General features: G+C 64.7%; 15 protein-coding genes. 7 read left to right on the forward strand and 8 right to left on the reverse strand.

Translation table 11 applies throughout. The features are described from left to right. Positions 1-93 precede the first annotated feature (93 nt). Positions 94-2304 carry a primosomal protein N' gene (locus AC0L20_RS26190; RefSeq protein ID WP_473293626.1) on the forward strand — a complete coding sequence of 737 codons (2211 nt, stop codon included), beginning with the start codon at positions 94-96 and terminating at the stop codon, positions 2302-2304. 109 nt (positions 2305-2413) lie between these two features. Here the strand turns inward: AC0L20_RS26190 and AC0L20_RS26195 are convergent, their stop codons facing one another. Beyond that, positions 2414-2923, reverse strand: a complete 510-nt coding sequence (locus AC0L20_RS26195) for a septal ring lytic transglycosylase RlpA family protein (protein WP_456766779.1) — start codon at positions 2921-2923, stop codon at positions 2414-2416. A gap of 647 nt (positions 2924-3570) precedes the next feature. Here AC0L20_RS26195 and AC0L20_RS26200 point away from each other — a divergent pair. The 6 genes from AC0L20_RS26200 to AC0L20_RS26225 all read left to right on the forward strand — a co-directional run bounded on the left by AC0L20_RS26200 (position 3571) and on the right by AC0L20_RS26225 (position 10481). Then, positions 3571-4131, forward strand: a complete 561-nt coding sequence (locus AC0L20_RS26200) for a F0F1 ATP synthase subunit delta (RefSeq protein WP_027566412.1) — start codon at positions 3571-3573, stop codon at positions 4129-4131. Continuing rightward, entirely contained in the window at positions 4131-5660 is a 1530-nt protein-coding gene (gene atpA, locus AC0L20_RS26205) for a F0F1 ATP synthase subunit alpha (RefSeq protein WP_456766778.1), read from the forward strand. The genes AC0L20_RS26200 and atpA overlap by 1 nt, the downstream gene beginning before the upstream one ends. 152 nt (positions 5661-5812) lie before the next feature. Next, the gene (locus AC0L20_RS26210; protein ID WP_027566413.1) at positions 5813-6688 is read left to right on the forward strand and encodes a F0F1 ATP synthase subunit gamma; all 876 of its coding nucleotides are present in this window, start codon (positions 5813-5815) and stop codon (positions 6686-6688) included. Positions 6689-6740: 52 nt separating this feature from the next. Next, the gene (gene atpD / locus AC0L20_RS26215) at positions 6741-8183 is read left to right on the forward strand and encodes a F0F1 ATP synthase subunit beta (protein WP_007604346.1); all 1443 of its coding nucleotides are present in this window, start codon (positions 6741-6743) and stop codon (positions 8181-8183) included. An 86-nt stretch (positions 8184-8269) separates the two neighbouring features. Beyond that, positions 8270-8677, forward strand: coding sequence for a F0F1 ATP synthase subunit epsilon (locus AC0L20_RS26220; protein WP_456766776.1), 408 nt, complete (start codon positions 8270-8272; stop codon positions 8675-8677). A gap of 151 nt (positions 8678-8828) precedes the next feature. Beyond that, positions 8829-10481: an adenylate/guanylate cyclase domain-containing protein gene (locus AC0L20_RS26225; protein WP_473293627.1), complete on the forward strand. Its 1653-nt coding sequence runs from the start codon at positions 8829-8831 to the stop codon at positions 10479-10481. Positions 10482-10558: 77 nt separating this feature from the next. Here AC0L20_RS26225 and AC0L20_RS26230 read toward each other — a convergent pair whose 3' ends face one another. From AC0L20_RS26230 to rsfS, 7 genes are all read right to left on the reverse strand, one after another. After that, positions 10559-11059 carry an RNA pyrophosphohydrolase gene (locus AC0L20_RS26230; protein WP_473293628.1) on the reverse strand — a complete coding sequence of 167 codons (501 nt, stop codon included), beginning with the start codon at positions 11057-11059 and terminating at the stop codon, positions 10559-10561. Positions 11060-11123: 64 nt separating this feature from the next. Further along, positions 11124-11627 carry an RNA pyrophosphohydrolase gene (locus AC0L20_RS26235; protein ID WP_027566418.1) on the reverse strand — a complete coding sequence of 168 codons (504 nt, stop codon included), beginning with the start codon at positions 11625-11627 and terminating at the stop codon, positions 11124-11126. A 75-nt stretch (positions 11628-11702) separates the two neighbouring features. Then, on the reverse strand, positions 11703-12935 hold the full coding sequence (locus AC0L20_RS26240; protein ID WP_473293629.1) for a divergent polysaccharide deacetylase family protein: 1233 nt from the start codon (positions 12933-12935) through the stop codon (positions 11703-11705). 142 nt (positions 12936-13077) lie between these two features. Continuing rightward, positions 13078-14433, reverse strand: coding sequence for a S41 family peptidase (locus AC0L20_RS26245; protein ID WP_473293630.1), 1356 nt, complete (start codon positions 14431-14433; stop codon positions 13078-13080). After that, positions 14430-15776 carry a murein hydrolase activator EnvC family protein gene (locus AC0L20_RS26250; RefSeq protein ID WP_473293631.1) on the reverse strand — a complete coding sequence of 449 codons (1347 nt, stop codon included), beginning with the start codon at positions 15774-15776 and terminating at the stop codon, positions 14430-14432. The genes AC0L20_RS26245 and AC0L20_RS26250 overlap by 4 nt, the downstream gene beginning before the upstream one ends. Positions 15777-15809: 33 nt before the next feature. Then, positions 15810-16292: a 23S rRNA (pseudouridine(1915)-N(3))-methyltransferase RlmH gene (gene rlmH / locus AC0L20_RS26255; RefSeq protein WP_473293632.1), complete on the reverse strand. Its 483-nt coding sequence runs from the start codon at positions 16290-16292 to the stop codon at positions 15810-15812. Positions 16293-16388: 96 nt separating this feature from the next. Further along, positions 16389-16745 (reverse strand): ribosome silencing factor, encoded by a 357-nt coding sequence (gene rsfS, locus AC0L20_RS26260; RefSeq protein WP_007604366.1) that lies wholly within the window; start codon positions 16743-16745, stop codon positions 16389-16391. Positions 16746-16980 lie beyond the last annotated feature (235 nt).

Below are 16980 nucleotides of genomic sequence, written 5' to 3' on the forward strand. Positions count from 1 at the left end.
TCCACTCAGTATATCGCATCACACTCGTTTATCGTTCGCTAAGGCCGCCTCAGGGCGCTAGCCTTGAGGCCCCCTGGTTCCGATTCCCCCTCCATGGATCACACGTCGCGCAGCAACGCCGTCTCCGCCAACGCGACCCGCATGGTCGACGTGCTGGTGCCGGTCGCGCTCGACCAGACCTATTCCTACAAGGTGCCGCGCGGGATGGAGCTGAAGGCGGGCGATATTATCGGCGTGCCGCTCGGCCCGCGCGAGGTGCTCGCCGTGGTCTGGGCCGAAAACGCCAATCCGGATCCGCGCCTGCACAACCGCCTCAAGGAGGTCAGCGAAAAGCTCGACATCCCGCCGCTGAAGCCCGAGCTGCGTGCGGTCGTGGACTGGATCGCCAATTACACGCTGAGCCCGCGCGGCATGGTGCTGCGCATGTGCCTGCGGATGGGCGAAAACCTCGGCCCCGAGCGGGTGCGCGCCGGCGTGCGCCTGGTCGGCGATCCGCCAAAACGTCTGACGCCGGCGCGGCAGCGCCTGATCGAGGTGCTGTCGGACCGGCTGCTGCACGGCAAGTCGGAAGCCGCCAAGGAGGCCGGCGTTTCGGCCGGCGTGATCGACGGCCTCGTCGACGAAGGTACGCTCACGGTCGAGCCGATGCCGCCGCCTCCGCCGCCGCCGGCCCCAGATCCGGATTTCAGCCGGCCGGATTTTTCGCCGCTCCAGCGCACCGGGGTCGATGCCATGCGCGCACTCGCCGCCAATGGCAGCTTTCACGTCGCGCTGCTCGATGGCGTCACCGGCTCGGGCAAGACCGAGGTTTATTTCGAAGCCGTGGCCGAGGCGATCCGCCGCGGAAAGCAATCGCTGATCCTGATGCCGGAGATCGCGCTCACCGGCCAATTCCTCGATCGCTTCGCGCAGCGTTTTGGTGTGCGTCCCTTGGAATGGCATTCCGAGCTGACGCCGCGCACCCGCGCGCGCAATTGGGCGGCGATCTCCGAGGGCAGCGCGCCGGTCGTGGTCGGCGCGCGCTCGGCGCTGTTTCTGCCCTACGCCAATCTCGGCCTCATCGTGGTCGATGAAGAGCACGACCAGGCCTACAAGCAGGACGAGGGCGTGCATTATCACGCCCGCGACATGGCGGTGGTGCGCGCCCATATCGCAAAGGTTCCGATCGTGCTGGCGTCGGCGACGCCGTCGGTCGAGTCCGAGGTCAATGCGCGCAAGAACCGCTATCAGCGCATCGCGCTGCCGTCGCGCTTCGGCGGCCAGCACATGCCGCATATCGAGGCCATCGACATGCGCCGCGAGCCGCCGGCGCGCGGCCGCTTCATCTCGCCGCGGCTGGCGTCCGAGATCAGGACCGCGATCGAGCGGCGCGAGCAGGCGCTCTTGTTCCTCAATCGCCGCGGCTATGCGCCGTTGACGCTGTGCCGCGCCTGTGGCCATCGCTTCGCCTGCACCATCTGCGATGCCTGGCTGGTCGATCACCGCTTTCGCCAGCGCTTGGTCTGTCACCATTGCGGCTTCTCGATGCCGCGGCCGCAAACCTGCCCGCATTGCGCGGCGGAGGAATCGCTGGTCGCGGTCGGGCCCGGCGTCGAGCGCCTACAGGAGGAAGCGGCGGCGCTGTTCCCGGAGGCGCGCACCATGGTGCTGTCGAGCGATCTCATCACCTCGATCGAGACGATGCGCTCCGAGCTGAATGACATCGCAGAGGGCCGCGTCGACGTCATCATCGGCACCCAGCTCGTTGCCAAGGGCCACAATTTCCCGCGGCTCAATCTGGTCGGCGTGGTCGATGCGGATCTCGGCCTGTCCAATGGCGATCCGCGCGCCTCGGAGCGCACCTGGCAATTGCTCAACCAGGTGATCGGCCGCGCCGGGCGCGAGCAGGGCCGTGGCATCGGCTATCTCCAGACCCACCAGCCCGATCATCCCGTGATGAAGGCGCTGATCGCCTGCGACCGCGAAGCGTTCTACGACAGCGAGATCGATTTGCGCGAACGCACGCTCTATCCGCCGTTCGGGCGGCTCGCGAGCCTGATCATTTCCGCCGGCGACCGGCCGAGCGCCGAAGGCTTTGGCCGCCACCTCGTTGCGCTCGCGCCGCGCGACGAGCGCGTGGTGGTGCTGGGCCCGGCGGAAGCCCCGCTCGCGGTCATCAAGGGCCGCTACCGCTTCCGGATCCTGGTGAAATCGGCGCGCGGCTTCGACCTGTCGGATTATCTGCGCAATTGGCTTGCCGTGTGCCCGAAGCCGAAGGGCAATCAAAAGCTCGAAGTCGACGTCGATCCGCAGAGCTTTTTGTAGGCCCCCCCGCTCTCTCCCCGTCATTGCGCTCCTCGCAATGACGGCGGAGGAACAAACAAAAAGCCCGCCGTCCCCCAAGACGGCGGGCTTGTTTCAGGCGTTGCGCGCCTTAGGAGACGACTTCCGCGGTGACACGGCCGACGCCGGCGCCGGTGAGGCCGATGGCGCGGGCAGCGCCCGTGGAGAGGTCGAGGACACGGCCGCGGATGAACGGGCCGCGGTCGTTGATGGTGACAATGACGCTCGAGCCGCCATGGGTGACGCGCAGCTTGGTGCCGAACGGCAGCGAACGGTGCGCCGCGGTCATGGCGTTCTGGTTGAAGCGCTGGCCCGAGGCGGTCCTGCTGCCGGACTCGTTGCCGTAAAAGGAAGCCATGCCGGAGAAGGAACGTCCGGTGCCCTGCGACGGCGTCATCGACGCGTTGGCGTTACGCCAATCGGAGGTCGTGTTGGCATCGTTCTGGGCCTGGTGGCGGTGATGATGGTGGGAATACCGATGGTGATGGCGGGATTTGGCGGAAGCTTCGGTGGCAGTTCCACCGATGAGAAGAGTTGCGGCAACAAAGGCGATCGCCGTACGCGGCCGGGTCACAGAGCCCAGCGTCTTCAAACAAAGCATATATTGGTCCCTAAGCTAGTATTGCCACATATGTGGCAAGTGGAGCCCCCGTAAGTTTGCGAGCGGGACCGCGTTTCGATTCCTAATGAGGCGTGAATTGGGCAGTAAATCCGTTCTGTGTCTTCATGTAATATCTTGTTACCGACGGGGATATTCGGCCGATATTCCGTAATCTTGGATTTTAACGATTCATTAACCTCTTTATTACTTACAAATACTGTAAAACAAAGTTATCGCTTCCCGCATTTAGAATTGGGTAAGTATTCGGCGAGTGAAGCGGATGCGCCCGGAATCACGCCTCAGCGATCCGTGTTCATGGCCGCTATGCGCTGAGGGCAGGAACCAATGGCTCGGCGTCGGCTCGAGGGTGGGCTTAAGCGCTGTGGCAATTCCGCGGCGTGGCAGGTCGTCATCGCGTCGTCGTGGACTGCGACGAACTGGCGACAGAACGTCATGCCTTTAATTTGGCGTCATGTTGCACGTGCGCGCCTGCTATGTTAGCAAAGCCGCGATTTTAACGAGCCCGGCACTTCCGTGCGGGGTCGAAAATCGAAGTCCCGCTTGAATTCCAAGGGCTTGGATCGCTAGGCGCCGCTTTGTGGCGACGGTTTTTCCCTTGCGAGTTTGACAGCAAAAAGAGCACGTCTGTGGCTGCAGAAGATACGTCCGTTTCCGGTGTGTCGGGCCGTTATGCAACGGCCTTGTTTGAACTGGCCCGCGACCAGAAAGTGGTCGACGAGGTCAAAGCCGATCTCGAGAAATTCGAGGGCATGCTGAACGAAAGCGCCGATCTGAAGCGCCTCGTCCGCAGCCCGGTTTTCGCGGCCGATGCCCAGTCCAGGGCCCTCTCGGCCGTGCTGGACAAGGCGGGCATCGCCGGTATCTCCGCCAATTTCCTGAAAGTGCTGACCGCCAACCGCCGCCTGTTCGCGGTGGCTGACGTCATCCGCGCCTATCGCGCCCTGGTCGCCAAGTTCAAGGGCGAGGCCACGGCCGACGTCACCGTGGCGGAGGCGCTCTCGGACAAGAATCTCGACGCCCTCAAGGTTGCCCTGAAGTCGGTGACCGGCAAGGACGTCGCGCTCAACGTGAAGGTCGATCCCTCGATCATCGGTGGCCTCGTGGTCAAGCTTGGCAGCCGGATGATCGATAGCTCGCTTCGCACCAAACTCAATTCGATCAAGCACGCGATGAAAGAGGCAGGCTGATGGACATCCGCGCCGCGGAAATTTCCGCGATCCTCAAGGACCAGATCAAGAATTTCGGCCAGGAAGCTGAAGTCTCCGAAGTCGGACAGGTGCTGTCCGTCGGCGACGGTATCGCCCGCGTTTACGGTCTGGATAACGTCCAGGCCGGTGAAATGGTCGAGTTCGAGAACGGCACCCGCGGCATGGCGCTGAACCTCGAAACCGACAACGTCGGTATCGTCATTTTCGGCGCCGACCGCGAGATCAAGGAAGGTCAGACCGTCAAGCGCACCCGCGCCATCGTGGACGCGCCGGTCGGCAAGGGCCTGCTCGGCCGCGTCGTCGACGCGCTCGGCAATCCCATCGACGGCAAGGGCCCGATCCAGGCCGACAAGCGCATGCGCGTCGACGTCAAGGCGCCCGGCATCATTCCGCGCAAATCGGTGAACGAGCCGATGGCGACCGGCCTCAAGGCGATCGACGCCCTGATCCCGATCGGCCGCGGCCAGCGCGAGCTGATCATCGGTGACCGTCAGACCGGCAAGACCGCGATCGCGCTCGACACCATCCTCAACCAGAAGCCGCTCAACGCGCAGCCGGACGAGAACATCAAGCTGTATTGCGTCTACGTCGCGATCGGCCAGAAGCGCTCGACCGTTGCCCAGTTCGTGAAGGTACTGGAAGAGCAGGGTGCGCTGGAATACTCGATCATCGTCGCCGCCACCGCATCCGATCCGGCACCGATGCAGTACATCGCGCCGTTCACCGGCTGCACCATGGGCGAGTACTTCCGCGACAACGGCATGCACGCCGTCATCATCTATGACGATTTGTCCAAGCAGGCCGTCGCCTACCGCCAGATGTCGCTGCTGCTGCGCCGCCCGCCGGGCCGCGAAGCCTATCCGGGCGACGTGTTCTATCTGCATTCCCGCCTGCTCGAGCGCGCGGCGAAGCTGAACAAGGACCAGGGCTCGGGCTCGCTGACGGCGCTGCCGGTCATCGAAACCCAGGCCAACGACGTGTCGGCCTATATTCCAACCAACGTCATCTCGATCACCGACGGCCAGATCTTCCTCGAAACCGACCTGTTCTTCCAGGGCATCCGCCCCGCGGTGAACGTCGGTCTGTCGGTGTCGCGCGTCGGCTCCTCGGCGCAGACCAAGGCCACCAAGAAGGTCGCCGGCAAGATCAAGGGCGAGCTGGCGCAGTACCGCGAAATGGCGGCGTTCGCGCAGTTCGGCTCCGACCTCGACGCCTCGACCCAGCGCCTGCTCAACCGCGGCTCGCGTCTCACCGAGCTCCTGAAGCAGCCGCAGTTCGCGCCGCTGAAGATGGAAGAGCAGGTCTGCGTGATCTGGGCCGGCACCAACGGCTATCTCGATCCGCTGCCGGTCAGCAAGGTGCGCGCGTTCGAGGACGGTCTGTTGTCGCTGCTGCGCGGCAAGAATGTCGAGATCCTCAACGCGATCCGCGACAGCCGCGATCTCTCCGACGACAGTGCCGCCAAGCTGAAGTCGGTGGTCGAAGGTTTCGCCAAGAGCTTCGCATAAGAGAACGGTCGCAAGGCCGGCTTGTTGTCCCGGCCGTCCGTGCCTCACTGCATGGAAACGAAGACATAGATGCCCGGGACACGCCCGGGCATGACGACTGGGATAGGCTAGCGGCTTGATCCAAGGGATCGAACCGCCGGGGTGAACGAAGAATGGCGTCACTTAAAGACATGCGCGTCCGCATCGCCTCCACCAAGGCGACGCAGAAGATCACCAAGGCCATGCAAATGGTCGCGGCGTCCCGATTGCGCCGCGCCCAGCAAGCGGCCGAGGCGGCGCGGCCCTATGCCGACAAGATGAGCGCGGTGATCTCCAACATCGCCAGCGCTGCCGCCGGTTCGCCCGGCGCGCCAGTGCTGCTGGCCGGCACCGGCAAGGACCAGGTTCACCTGCTGCTGGTCTGCACCGGCGAGCGTGGTCTGTCCGGCGCCTTCAACTCCTCGATCGTGCGCCTCGCGCGCGAGCGCGCCCAGGCGCTGATGGCGCAGGGCAAGGAAGTCAAATTCTTCTGCGTCGGCCGCAAGGGCTACGAGCAGCTCCGCCGCCTTTACGACAAGCAGATCGTCGAGCATCTCGACCTGCGCGGCGTTCGTCAGCTCGGCTTCGTCAACGCCGAGGACATCGCAAAGAAGGTTCTGGCCCGCTTCGACAACGGCGAATTCGACGTCTGCACGCTGTTCTACGCGCAGTTCAAGTCGGTGATCGCCCAGGTCCCGACCGCGCAGCAGATCATTCCGCTGACCGTGGAAGAAAAGGCGGCGAACGCGCCGTCGACGTCTTACGATTACGAGCCGGAGGAAGACGAACTCCTCTCCGGCCTGTTGCCGCGGAATATCGCGGTGCAGATCTTCCGCGCGCTGCTGGAAAACAACGCCTCGTTCTACGGCGCCCAGATGAGCTCGATGGACAACGCCACCCGCAATGCCGGCGAAATGATCCGCAAGCAAACCCAGATCTACAACCGAACCCGTCAAGCCCAGATCACCAAGGAGCTGATCGAGATCATCTCCGGCGCCGAGGCGGTCTGACGCACGAACCAAACGACGGTCGTTCAAGTAAAGAATTTCGAAGGAGAGCTTCATGGCTACAGCAGCTACCCAGGTCGGTCGTGTCACCCAGGTCATGGGCGCCGTCGTCGACGTTCAGTTCGAAGGCCATCTGCCGGCCATTCTGAATTCGTTGGAAACCAAGAACGGCAACATCCGCCTCGTGCTGGAAGTTGCGCAGCATCTCGGTGAGTCCACCGTGCGCACGATCGCGATGGACGTGACCGAAGGTCTGGTCCGCGGCCAGGAAGTGACCGACACCGGTCAGCCGATCTCGGTTCCGGTCGGTGCGGGCACGCTCGGCCGCATCATGAATGTGATCGGCGAGCCGATCGACGAAGCCGGCCCGATCCAGTCCGAAGGCAAGCGCGCCATCCACCAGGAAGCGCCGAGCTACACCGACCAGTCGACCGAAGCCGAGATTCTCGTCACCGGCATCAAGGTCGTCGACTTGCTCGCGCCCTACGCCAAGGGCGGCAAGATCGGCCTGTTCGGCGGCGCCGGCGTCGGCAAGACCGTGCTGATCCAGGAGCTGATCAACAACGTCGCGAAGGCGCACGGTGGTTATTCCGTGTTCGCCGGCGTCGGCGAGCGTACCCGCGAGGGCAACGACCTCTATCACGAGTTCATCGAGTCCAAGGTCAACGCCGATCCGCACAATCCGGATCCGAGCGTCAAGTCGAAGTGCGCGCTGGTGTTCGGCCAGATGAACGAGCCACCCGGCGCCCGCGCCCGCGTCGGCCTCACCGGTCTGACCGTCGCCGAGCATTTCCGCGACCAGGGCCAGGACGTGCTGTTCTTCGTCGACAACATCTTCCGCTTTACCCAGGCCGGTTCTGAAGTGTCCGCACTGCTCGGTCGTATCCCGAGCGCCGTGGGTTATCAGCCGACGCTCGCCACCGACATGGGCGCGCTGCAGGAGCGCATCACCACCACGCAGAAGGGTTCGATCACCTCGGTGCAGGCCATTTACGTTCCGGCCGACGACTTGACCGACCCGGCGCCCGCGACCTCGTTCGCGCATTTGGACGCCACCACGGTGTTGAACCGCGCGATCTCGGAAAAGGGCATCTATCCGGCGGTGGACCCGCTCGACTCGACCTCGCGCATGCTCTCGCCGCTCGTCGTCGGCCAGGAGCACTACGACACCGCGCGTCAGGTCCAGCAGGTGCTGCAGCGCTACAAGTCGCTGCAGGACATCATCGCCATTCTCGGCATGGACGAGCTTTCGGAAGAGGACAAGCTGACGGTGGCTCGCGCCCGCAAGATCGAGCGCTTCCTGTCGCAGCCGTTCCACGTCGCCGAAATCTTCACCGGCTCGCCCGGCAAGTTCGTCGACCTCGCGGACACCATCAAGGGCTTCCGCGGCCTCTGCGAAGGCAAGTATGATCACCTGCCGGAAGCCGCCTTCTACATGGTCGGCACCATCGAAGAGGCGATCGAGAAGGGCAAGAAGCTGGCGGCCGAGGCGGCCTAAGCTGCGAAGGGCGAGCAGGGAGTAGCGAACAATCGCGCTGCTCCCGCTCCATTCGCAATTCGCTACTCACCATTCGCAGGTTTCCAATGGCCACCTTCCACTTCGATCTCGTCTCGCCGGAAAAGCTCGCCTTCTCGGGCGAGGTCGACCAGGTCGATATCCCCGGCGTCGAGGGTGACTTCGGCGTGCTGGCGGGACACGCTCCGGTCGTGGCCGCGATCCGGCCCGGCATTCTCACCGTGACCACCGGCGGCAAGCACGAGAAGATCATCGTGCTTGGCGGTATCGCCGAAGTGTCCGACAAGGGCCTCACCGTGCTCGCCGACGTCGCGACCTCGCTGGCCGAGCTCGACCGCGCCCAGTTCGCCGCGACCGTCTCGGAGATGGAAGAGGGATTGAAGGAGCACGAAGGCGACGAGCTCGATCAAGCCATTGCGCGGCTCGATCACTTCAAGAGCATCCAGCACGAGCTCAACACCACGGCTATGCACTAAGCCCCGGTGCACCGCGCCGGGGCTCAACCTACAAATTCCTGAATAAATCCAGCGCTCGTCACGGAAGTGGCGGGCGCTGAAACTTTGTTGCACGGCGCCGCCGATAGCGCCATTCTGCGCCCGCGAACTTTGTTCCGGGGGCCGGCCGCAGATGAAACGCAAGATCGCAGCGATTTTCGCGGCCGATATTGCCGGCTACTCGCGACTGGTCGCGGAAGACGAAGAGGAGACGCTGCGGCGTCTCGCCTCCTATCGCGAGGTCGTCGACGATTTCATCGCCAGGGCGGGCGGGCGCATCTTCAACACCGCGGGCGACGCCGTGCTCGCGGAATTTCCAAGCGCAGTCGATGCGGTGCGCTGCGCGATCGATATCCAGGAATCCCTGCGAACCCGCAACATGGCCTATCCGCCAAGCCGGCAGATGTCGTTCCGCATCGGCATCACCATCGGCGACGTGGTCGAGCGCGACGGCGATCTGCTCGGTGACGGCGTCAATATCGCCGCCCGGCTCGAGGGCCTCGCCGAGGTCGGCGGCATCTGCGTCTCCCGCGCGGTGCACGAGCAGGTCGCCAACAAGCTGTCGGTGCAGTTCGCCGATATCGGCGCGCAGGAGGTCAAGAACATCCCGACGCCGGTGCACGCCTACATGGTGGCGATGCGGCGCGGAGACGGCACCTACGCAACGCCGCAGATCAAGAAGGTGGCGAAGGCTGCGCCCGCGCCGAACTGGATGTGGCCGCTGGTGGTCGGTGTCGTCTCCATCGTCGCCATCGGCGTCGGCGGCTTCCTCTATTTCACCAAGCTCGAGACCACGAGGGCGCCGGCGATCGCAGCGACCGTGCCAAGCCCTGCATCAAGCCCTGCATCAAGCCCTGCATCAAGCCCTGTATCAAGCCCCGCACCAACAGCGCCAAGCCCGTCATCCACCATGGCCGCCAAAGCGCCGATGCCCATGCCGGCACCATCGGCTTCGCCGATGGGCGGCAAGTTTCCCGCCGACAGCGTCCCCTTCATCAACGAGCGCATCCGCAACTACCTGGCTGGCGACTATTCCGCTGCCGGCGACTACAAGGCGTTCGCGCTCAATGTCGGCGGGTTCACCGGCGCGTCGTTGAATCAGCCGAACGAGGAAGCGGCGCGCAACGTCGCACTCGATCAGTGTCAGAAGCGCGCCGATGCCGCGCAGTCGCCGCGGCGCTGCGAGCTCTATGCGGTCGGCAACAACATTGTCTACACGCACGGCAAGCCGCCGATGCCGTCGCAACCGTTCATCCGGCATGATGCCATGACCGAGCGTGCCTTCGCCTCAAAAGACTTTCCGATGGTGCGCGATCCCGCCAAGGTCCGGCTCGAGAACATGTTCGTGCCCGCGGCAAAATCCCGCGCGGTCGCGCTCGGCCCGGGCGGACAATATTTCATGGTGATGGGCGCAGCATCCGCCGAAGATGCCGCGCGGCGTTCGCTGGAATCGTGCGGCGCGATCGCCGGCGTCGCCTGCCTGGTCGTTGCGGTCGACGAGAATTTCGTCGTGCCGATCCCGACCCTGCTCCGGATCACCGGCTTCTTCCACGCGGCGTCCAACACCTCGATTGTCGCCGACGCGCGCGACGAGGTGGTGCGCAAGCTCGCCGATGGCATGGGCTGGAACGCCGTCGCGGTCGGCACCGCGGGCCGGCCGGGCCTCGGTGTGAGGGCCGCCGACGAGCAGACCGCGGTCAATTCCGCGCTCGCCGACTGCGCCAAGCGCGACAGCGACTGCCACGTCATCGCGATCGGCCCCTTCACGGTGGGACCGATCAACTAGGCTCGCGCAAATTTCCGGCGAAAGTTCTCTGTTGATTTCAACCCCGTCCTACTGTGCATGGGGTTGTTTTCGCGTTTTTAGTCCGCGAACGACGCAAACTGTTGTGCCACTGCGCTGTAGACGTGGCGGCGGAATGGCACCACGACATCGGGGACGCGGTCGAGCCGCTCCCAGCGCCAGGCGTCGAACTCGGCGGGCTGTCCGTTGCGCGGCGTCAGCGGATCGATCTCGTCATCCTTGCCGGTGAAGCGCAGCGCGAACCATTTTTGGCGCTGGCCGCGGAATTTCGCCAGCCGGTGCGTCTGCGGCCCGTCATAGGGCGGGAATTCGTAAGTCAGCCAATCGGTCTCGCCGAGATAAATCGCGCTCTTGACGCTGGTCTCTTCCCAGAGCTCGCGCAGCGCGGCGTCGCGCAAATCCTCGCCCTCGTCGACGCCGCCCTGCGGCATCTGCCAGTCGAGGCCCGGCAGGATGATCTCGGGGCCGTCACCCTTGAAGCGGTGCCCGATCAGCACGCGGCCATCGGCGTTGAACAGCGCGATTCCGACATTGGGACGGTAGGGTTTTTCAGTGGTCACGCGTGGATCTCTCGTCGTCATTCCAGGCTGTGCATTAGCATCAAGCTGGAACGGCGACTTGAACTTAATCCTGCGCCAGCGGGGAAAATTCCTTCACCACGCGCTCGTAGACCGGGCGCTTGAACGGGACGATCAGCCCAGTCAGGTTCCTCATCGGCTCCCAGCGCCAGCTCACGAACTCGGCCTTGTGGCCGCCGCCGGGCTTTTCGACGTTGATCTCGCTGTCCTTGCCGGTGAAGCGGACCGCGAACCATTTCTGGCGCTGGCCGCGGTAGCGGCCCTTCCAGGTGCGCCCGGCGACTGTGCGCGGAATGTCGTAAGTGAGCCAGTCCGGAACCTCGCCGAGCCGCTCGACCGAACGCACGCTGGTCTCCTCATAGAGCTCGCGCTTGGCGGCCTCCCAATTGTCCTCACCGGGATCGACGCCGCCCTGCGGCATCTGCCAGACATGGGTGTCGTCGACATGCTCGATGCCGCCGGCACGCCGGCCGATGAACACCAGTCCGTCCTTGTTGAGCAACATCACGCCGACGCAGGTCCGGTAGGGCAGATCCTCGTAACGCGCCATTCCGCCAGACCTCTCGCATGCTGTCGGTAAGGCTGAAGCAGGCCCCGCGGGCCTGTGCCGTACCAATCCGTTGATTTAGCTGGATTTTGATTTCAGCATCGCGGTTGTCAATGGCACCAAAAGGATACCTCGGTCGCCCAATGTCTTGGTCCAGGCGCCGATGCGCTCGATCGAGACCGGGAGGGCGGAGGCGGTGCCCACGGCCACGCCGCGCTCGCGCGCCGCCGCTTCGAGCTTGGTCAGGGCGCGGTCGATCTCGGCCGGGGTCGGCACCGCGTCGATCGCGATATCGCCCTTGCCGAACGGCATCGCCAGGCTGCCGGCGGCCTGGGGCGCGATGCTGCGGGGCGATGAGCCGTCGTCGAAGAAGCCGAGGCCGCGCTTGGCCGCCTCGCGGATGATCGGCTGCATCGCCGGCTCCGTTGCGATGAAGCGGGCTCCCATGAAATTGGTGAGGCCGGCATAGCCCTGCATCCGGCTCAGATGCCAGTACAGCCGGTCCATGTTCTGGTCGGCACTCAGCGAGGTCAGCAGCGTCTGCGGTCCCGGATCGTTGTCCGGGAAGTCATAGGGCTCCATCGGGATCTGGAGGAAGATCTCGTGGCGCTGGGCGCGGGCGCGCTCGGCGAGTTTTCCTGGATCGGACCCATAAGGCGTGAAGGCCAGCGTCACCGCCGCTGGCAGCCGCATGATGGCATCGGTGGTCTTGGCGGCGCCGACGCCGAGGCCGCCGATCAGGATCGCGACCACCGGCATCTTGGCGGCCTTGGCGCGGTCGGCATCCGCCGCATAGACGTTGAACGGCTTGAGGTCGCCGGACATCGCGGGGATCATGCCGTAGCGCGATTTCTCGAGGAGCTTTGGGTCGATCCCGGCCATGACGGGCGGCGGTGCGGAGGCCGAGGCTGCCTCGCTCTTGCCGGCGGGATCGCCACCGATCACCACGTCGTGGCGCGTGCCGGTGGAACCGTCGATCATGGTGACCGTCTTCTGCTCGCCCGCCTGCTTCGGTGCGTCCTTGGTCTCTTGCTTGGTCTCCTGCTTGCTGTCCTGGCCGTGGCCGGAAGCGGCCGGCTTGTCATCGCCGGCCTTGTCTGCGGCACTGGGCTCGCGGATCGCGAGTCGCGTCATCGGCTCGCCGCCGAGCGGATCCTTGTTGAAGATGGCGAAGCCGGCAAAGCTGACCAGGAACAGGCCGAGCAGGACAACGAGCAGCTGCATGGCCGTGAACGGCAGCCGCAGCCGGCGTTTCCGGCGCGGCTTGTCCCGTCCGAGCGGGGCGCTCAGATCATCGGCCGTTTCAGTCATGCGCGATCCCGAATCACTCGAGACGACGATACCACGCCGAGGTCAAGCGGCGGCAGGCCGGGATAGGCCGGGGATAGCAGGAGTTCCAAGCAAAAAGGGCGGCTCCGGGAGCCGCCCCTTCGTCAGATCGCGATGCGCCGACTTAGTTCGCCGCTTTGGGCTTGTCGGCGGTGGCCTTGTCGCCGCCCGGCGTGGGAGCCGCGGAGGCGCTGTTCTTGATGCCGTGGAGCAGATCGTCGGCGAGCTTGAGCGCCTTGTCGTCCTTGGCGTCCGGCGGAACGTAGGACTGCGAGCCGGTCTTCTCGTCGCCGTCGTTCTTGAGATGGCCGCGCAGCGAAGCTTCGCCCTTGGTGTCGGTGCGCGACTTCAGCTCGTCCGGCACGTCCTGCAGCACTTCGATGTCGGGCACGATGCCCTTGGCCTGGATCGACTTGCCCGACGGCGTGTAGTAGCGCGCCGTGGTCAGACGCAGCGCGCCGTTGCCGCTTCCGAGCGGAATGATGGTCTGCACCGAGCCCTTGCCGAACGAGCGCGTGCCGACGATGGTCGCGCGCTTGTGGTCCTGCAGCGCACCGGCGACGATCTCCGACGCCGAAGCCGAGCCGCCATTGACCAGCACGATGACCGGCTTGCCCTTGGTGAGGTCGCCCGTATGCGCGGTCCGGCGCTGGGTCTCCTCGGCATTGCGGCCGCGGGTCGAGACGATCTCGCCCTTCTCCAGGAAGGAGTCGGAGACGGTGACCGCTTCCTCGAGCAGGCCGCCCGGGTTGTTGCGGAGGTCGATGACGTAGCCCTTCAGCTTGTCGCCGATCTGATTCGAGAGGTTGGCGACCTCGCGCTTCAGGCCTTCGGTGGTCTGCTCGTTGAAGGTGGTGATGCGGATATAGGCGATGTCGTCGGCCTCGACGCGGGCGCGCACCGAACGGACGCGGATGTTGTCGCGCACCAGCGTGACGTCGATCGGATTGTCCTGGCCCTTGCGGATGATCTTGAGCTTGATCTTGGTGTTGACGGGGCCGCGCATCTTCTCGACCGCCTGGTTCAGGGTCAGGCCCTGCACCGCCTCGTCGTCGAGATTGGTGATGATGTCGTTGGCCATGACGCCGGCGCGCGAAGCCGGGGTGTCGTCGATCGGCGAGACCACCTTGATCAGGCCGTCTTCCATCGTGACTTCGATGCCGAGGCCGCCGAACTCACCGCGGGTCTGCACCTGCATGTCGCGGAAGCTCTTGGCGTCCATGTAGCTCGAATGCGGATCGAGACCGGTGAGCATGCCGCTGATCGCGGATTCGATCAGCTTGGTGTCGTCGGGCTTCTCGACATAATCCGAACGCACGCGCTCGAAGACGTCGCCGAACAAATTGAGCTGGCGATAGGTGTCCGCGGTGGCGGCTCGCGCGCTGGAGCCCATGAAGACTGCGCGCGGTTGCGTCACGAACAGCGTCAGCGCCGCACCGGTGGCCGCGCTGAGGAGGATAACTGAAGTCTTGCGCATCATCCGCGAACCTTCTCGCCTTCATTTGCGGCCCACCATGGGCCTGGATCGATTGGAGTGCCGTCTTTGCGGAACTCGACATAGAGCACAGGTTGACTCGCGTTCGTGGCGAGAATGGAGGCGACTTGAGAAGTCGACCCCATGGTCGCGACAGGCTCCCCCGTGAGCACAAACTGACCGATGTTGACCGAAATGCGCTCCATCCCGGCGATCAGCACATGATACCCGCCCCCGGCATTGAGGATCAAGAGTTGTCCATAGCTGCGGAACGGGCCGGCATAGACCACCCAGCCATCACACGGCGTCGTGACCTGGGAGCCGGGCCTGGTCGCCACCGAAATGCCCTTCTGGACCCCGCCGAGCCCGTCCGAACCGCCGAAATCCCTGATCTTGTTACCGTTAACCGGAAGAGGCAGGAGGCCCTTGGCCGCGGCGAAGGCCATCGCAGGGGTGGTCCGGGAACGATCCTTGAAAGCGCCGGGGCCGGTCTTGGCGCTGGCGGCCGCGTTTGCAGCCGCCTTGGCCTCGGCCTGCCTGGCGGCCTCGGCCGCCTTCTCGGCTGCCTTGGCGGCACTTTGCAGATCCTGCTCCATCTTGGCGATCAGCCCCTGGAGATCGCCGACCTGTCGCGAGAGCGCGACGGCGCGCGCATTCTCGGCGTCGAGGTCCTTTTCGCGCGACGCCTGCTGGCGCTGCCGCTCGTCGACCAGAGCCGCGAGCCGGGTCTGGTCGTTGCGCACCTTGTCGCGGTCGGAGGCAAGCTGGTCGCGCTCGGTCGCGATGGTCTTGCGCAAGGCCACGAGCTCGCCGAGCTCGCTTGCGATCTTCTCGGCGCGGCCGCGCAATTCCGGCACCACGGCACCGAGCAGCATCGCCGTGCGCAGCGATTGTAGCGCATCCTCGGGCCGCACCAGCAGCGCTGGCGGCGTCCGCCTTCCGGCGCGCTGCAAGGCCGCCAGCACCTCGACGATGTCGGCGCGGCGTAAATCGAGCGAGCTGCGCATCGCCTGCTCGCGGCCGTTCAGCGATCGCAGCCGCGCTTCGGCCTCGTCGATCTTGGTCTCGACGGTGCGCACATTGGCGGCGGTGTCGATCAATTGTTGATTGAGCTGGGTGCGGTCCTGGCCGAGCGAGGTGATCTCGGCCTTGAGCTTGGCCTGCGCTTCCTCCGCGCTCTTCTTGCTGGCGCGCGCGGCTTCGAGCTCCTGTTCGCGCTGCTTGATCGCGTCAGGCGCGACGGCCGCAGTCTGCGGTGCAGGCGTCTGAGCTTGCGCGAGGCTTGCGCCCAAAATACTTGAGCCCATAACGCCGGCGATCAGCAGCTGGTTGAGAATTGGCGCTCGCATCGCTTTAAGCAAAGGTGCTCGTTGTGGCGCGGATCACGCGCGATGATAGGGATGGCCGGCCAGAATGGTGGCGGCCCGATAAAGCTGTTCCAGAAGCATGACGCGGACCATTTGATGCGGCCAGGTCGCAGAGCCGAACGCGATCGCGAGCTTGGCCTTACGGCGCAATTCGGGCGAAAGTCCGTCCGCCCCTCCGATCATGAAGATAGTATGACCGGCACCCTCGTCGCGCCAGCGCCCGAGATGCCGTGCAAATACGGTCGAATCCAGATTCTGGCCGCGCTCGTCCAGCGCCACCAGGACCGATTTTTCGGGAATATGGGCGGAGATCGCCGCGGCCTCTTCGGCCATCCGCGTCGCGGTATCGCGCGCGCGGCTTTCGGGCAATTCGTGGATGGCGAGCTCGCGGAATCCGAGCTTACGGCCGGCCTCGTCGAACCGCTCGAAATAGCGCTCGGCAAGCTCCCGATCGGGGCCCTGCTTCAGCCGGCCCACCGCAATGACGGCTATGCGCATGATATGTTCAGGGTCGCGTTTTCTGGACCGCGCGCGATATGCGCGCGCACGACGCTAGCATGCGCGTCAGCCGATTCGAAATCGGCCGGCAGCCTCTCAGATCGCCTTCGCCGCCCCTGGGCCCTGCGTGTACAATCTCTCGAGACTGTAGAACTCGCGGACCTCGGGTCTGAACACGTGCACGATCACATCGCCGGAATCGATCAGCACCCAGTCGCAATTGGGCAAGCCCTCGACGTGGATGTTCTTGATGCCGTTTTCCTTGAGGCCTTTGGCGACGTTCTCCGCGATCGCGCCGACGTGCCGGTTGGCCCGGCCGGTGGTGACGATCATGTAGTCGGAGTAGGCCGATTTGCCGCGAAGGTCGATGGTGACCGTCTCTTCCGCCTTCATGTCGTCGAGGCGGGAGAGGATCAGGCTCAGCGTCTTGTCGGCGTCGGGTTGCGCCTTCAAGGCCGCAGCTTTGGTCGATGTTTTACGCGTCGGCTTGGCAACCTTGGGTAAAACAGACTTCGGTGAAGCCGTCTTGGGTGAGGCTGTCTTGGACAATACAGATGTGGTCAGGGACCATTCCTTTCACTGTATCGCGAACGCCGAATCCGGCGCTCACTGGTTACACTACATCATGTGGGGTTAAGGGTTTCAATATGCCAGGGAGCCCGAAGTCCGAACGCGTTCGCACAATCTG

The organism is Bradyrhizobium sp. Kon58, assembly GCF_055807455.1.

Coding starts and splice junctions, on each gene's coding strand:
- AC0L20_RS26190 (WP_473293626.1), top strand. CDS start 94: ATGGATCACACGTCGCGCAGCAACGCCGTCTCCGCCAACGCGACCCGC.
- AC0L20_RS26195 (WP_456766779.1), bottom strand. CDS start 2,923: ATGCTTTGTTTGAAGACGCTGGGCTCTGTGACCCGGCCGCGTACGGCG.
- atpA (WP_456766778.1), top strand. CDS start 4,131: ATGGACATCCGCGCCGCGGAAATTTCCGCGATCCTCAAGGACCAGATC.
- AC0L20_RS26210 (WP_027566413.1), top strand. CDS start 5,813: ATGGCGTCACTTAAAGACATGCGCGTCCGCATCGCCTCCACCAAGGCG.
- atpD (WP_007604346.1), top strand. CDS start 6,741: ATGGCTACAGCAGCTACCCAGGTCGGTCGTGTCACCCAGGTCATGGGC.
- AC0L20_RS26220 (WP_456766776.1), top strand. CDS start 8,270: ATGGCCACCTTCCACTTCGATCTCGTCTCGCCGGAAAAGCTCGCCTTC.
- AC0L20_RS26225 (WP_473293627.1), top strand. CDS start 8,829: ATGAAACGCAAGATCGCAGCGATTTTCGCGGCCGATATTGCCGGCTAC.
- AC0L20_RS26235 (WP_027566418.1), bottom strand. CDS start 11,627: ATGGCGCGTTACGAGGATCTGCCCTACCGGACCTGCGTCGGCGTGATG.
- AC0L20_RS26240 (WP_473293629.1), bottom strand. CDS start 12,935: ATGACTGAAACGGCCGATGATCTGAGCGCCCCGCTCGGACGGGACAAG.
- AC0L20_RS26245 (WP_473293630.1), bottom strand. CDS start 14,433: ATGATGCGCAAGACTTCAGTTATCCTCCTCAGCGCGGCCACCGGTGCG.
- AC0L20_RS26250 (WP_473293631.1), bottom strand. CDS start 15,776: ATGCGAGCGCCAATTCTCAACCAGCTGCTGATCGCCGGCGTTATGGGC.
- rlmH (WP_473293632.1), bottom strand. CDS start 16,292: ATGCGCATAGCCGTCATTGCGGTGGGCCGGCTGAAGCAGGGCCCCGAT.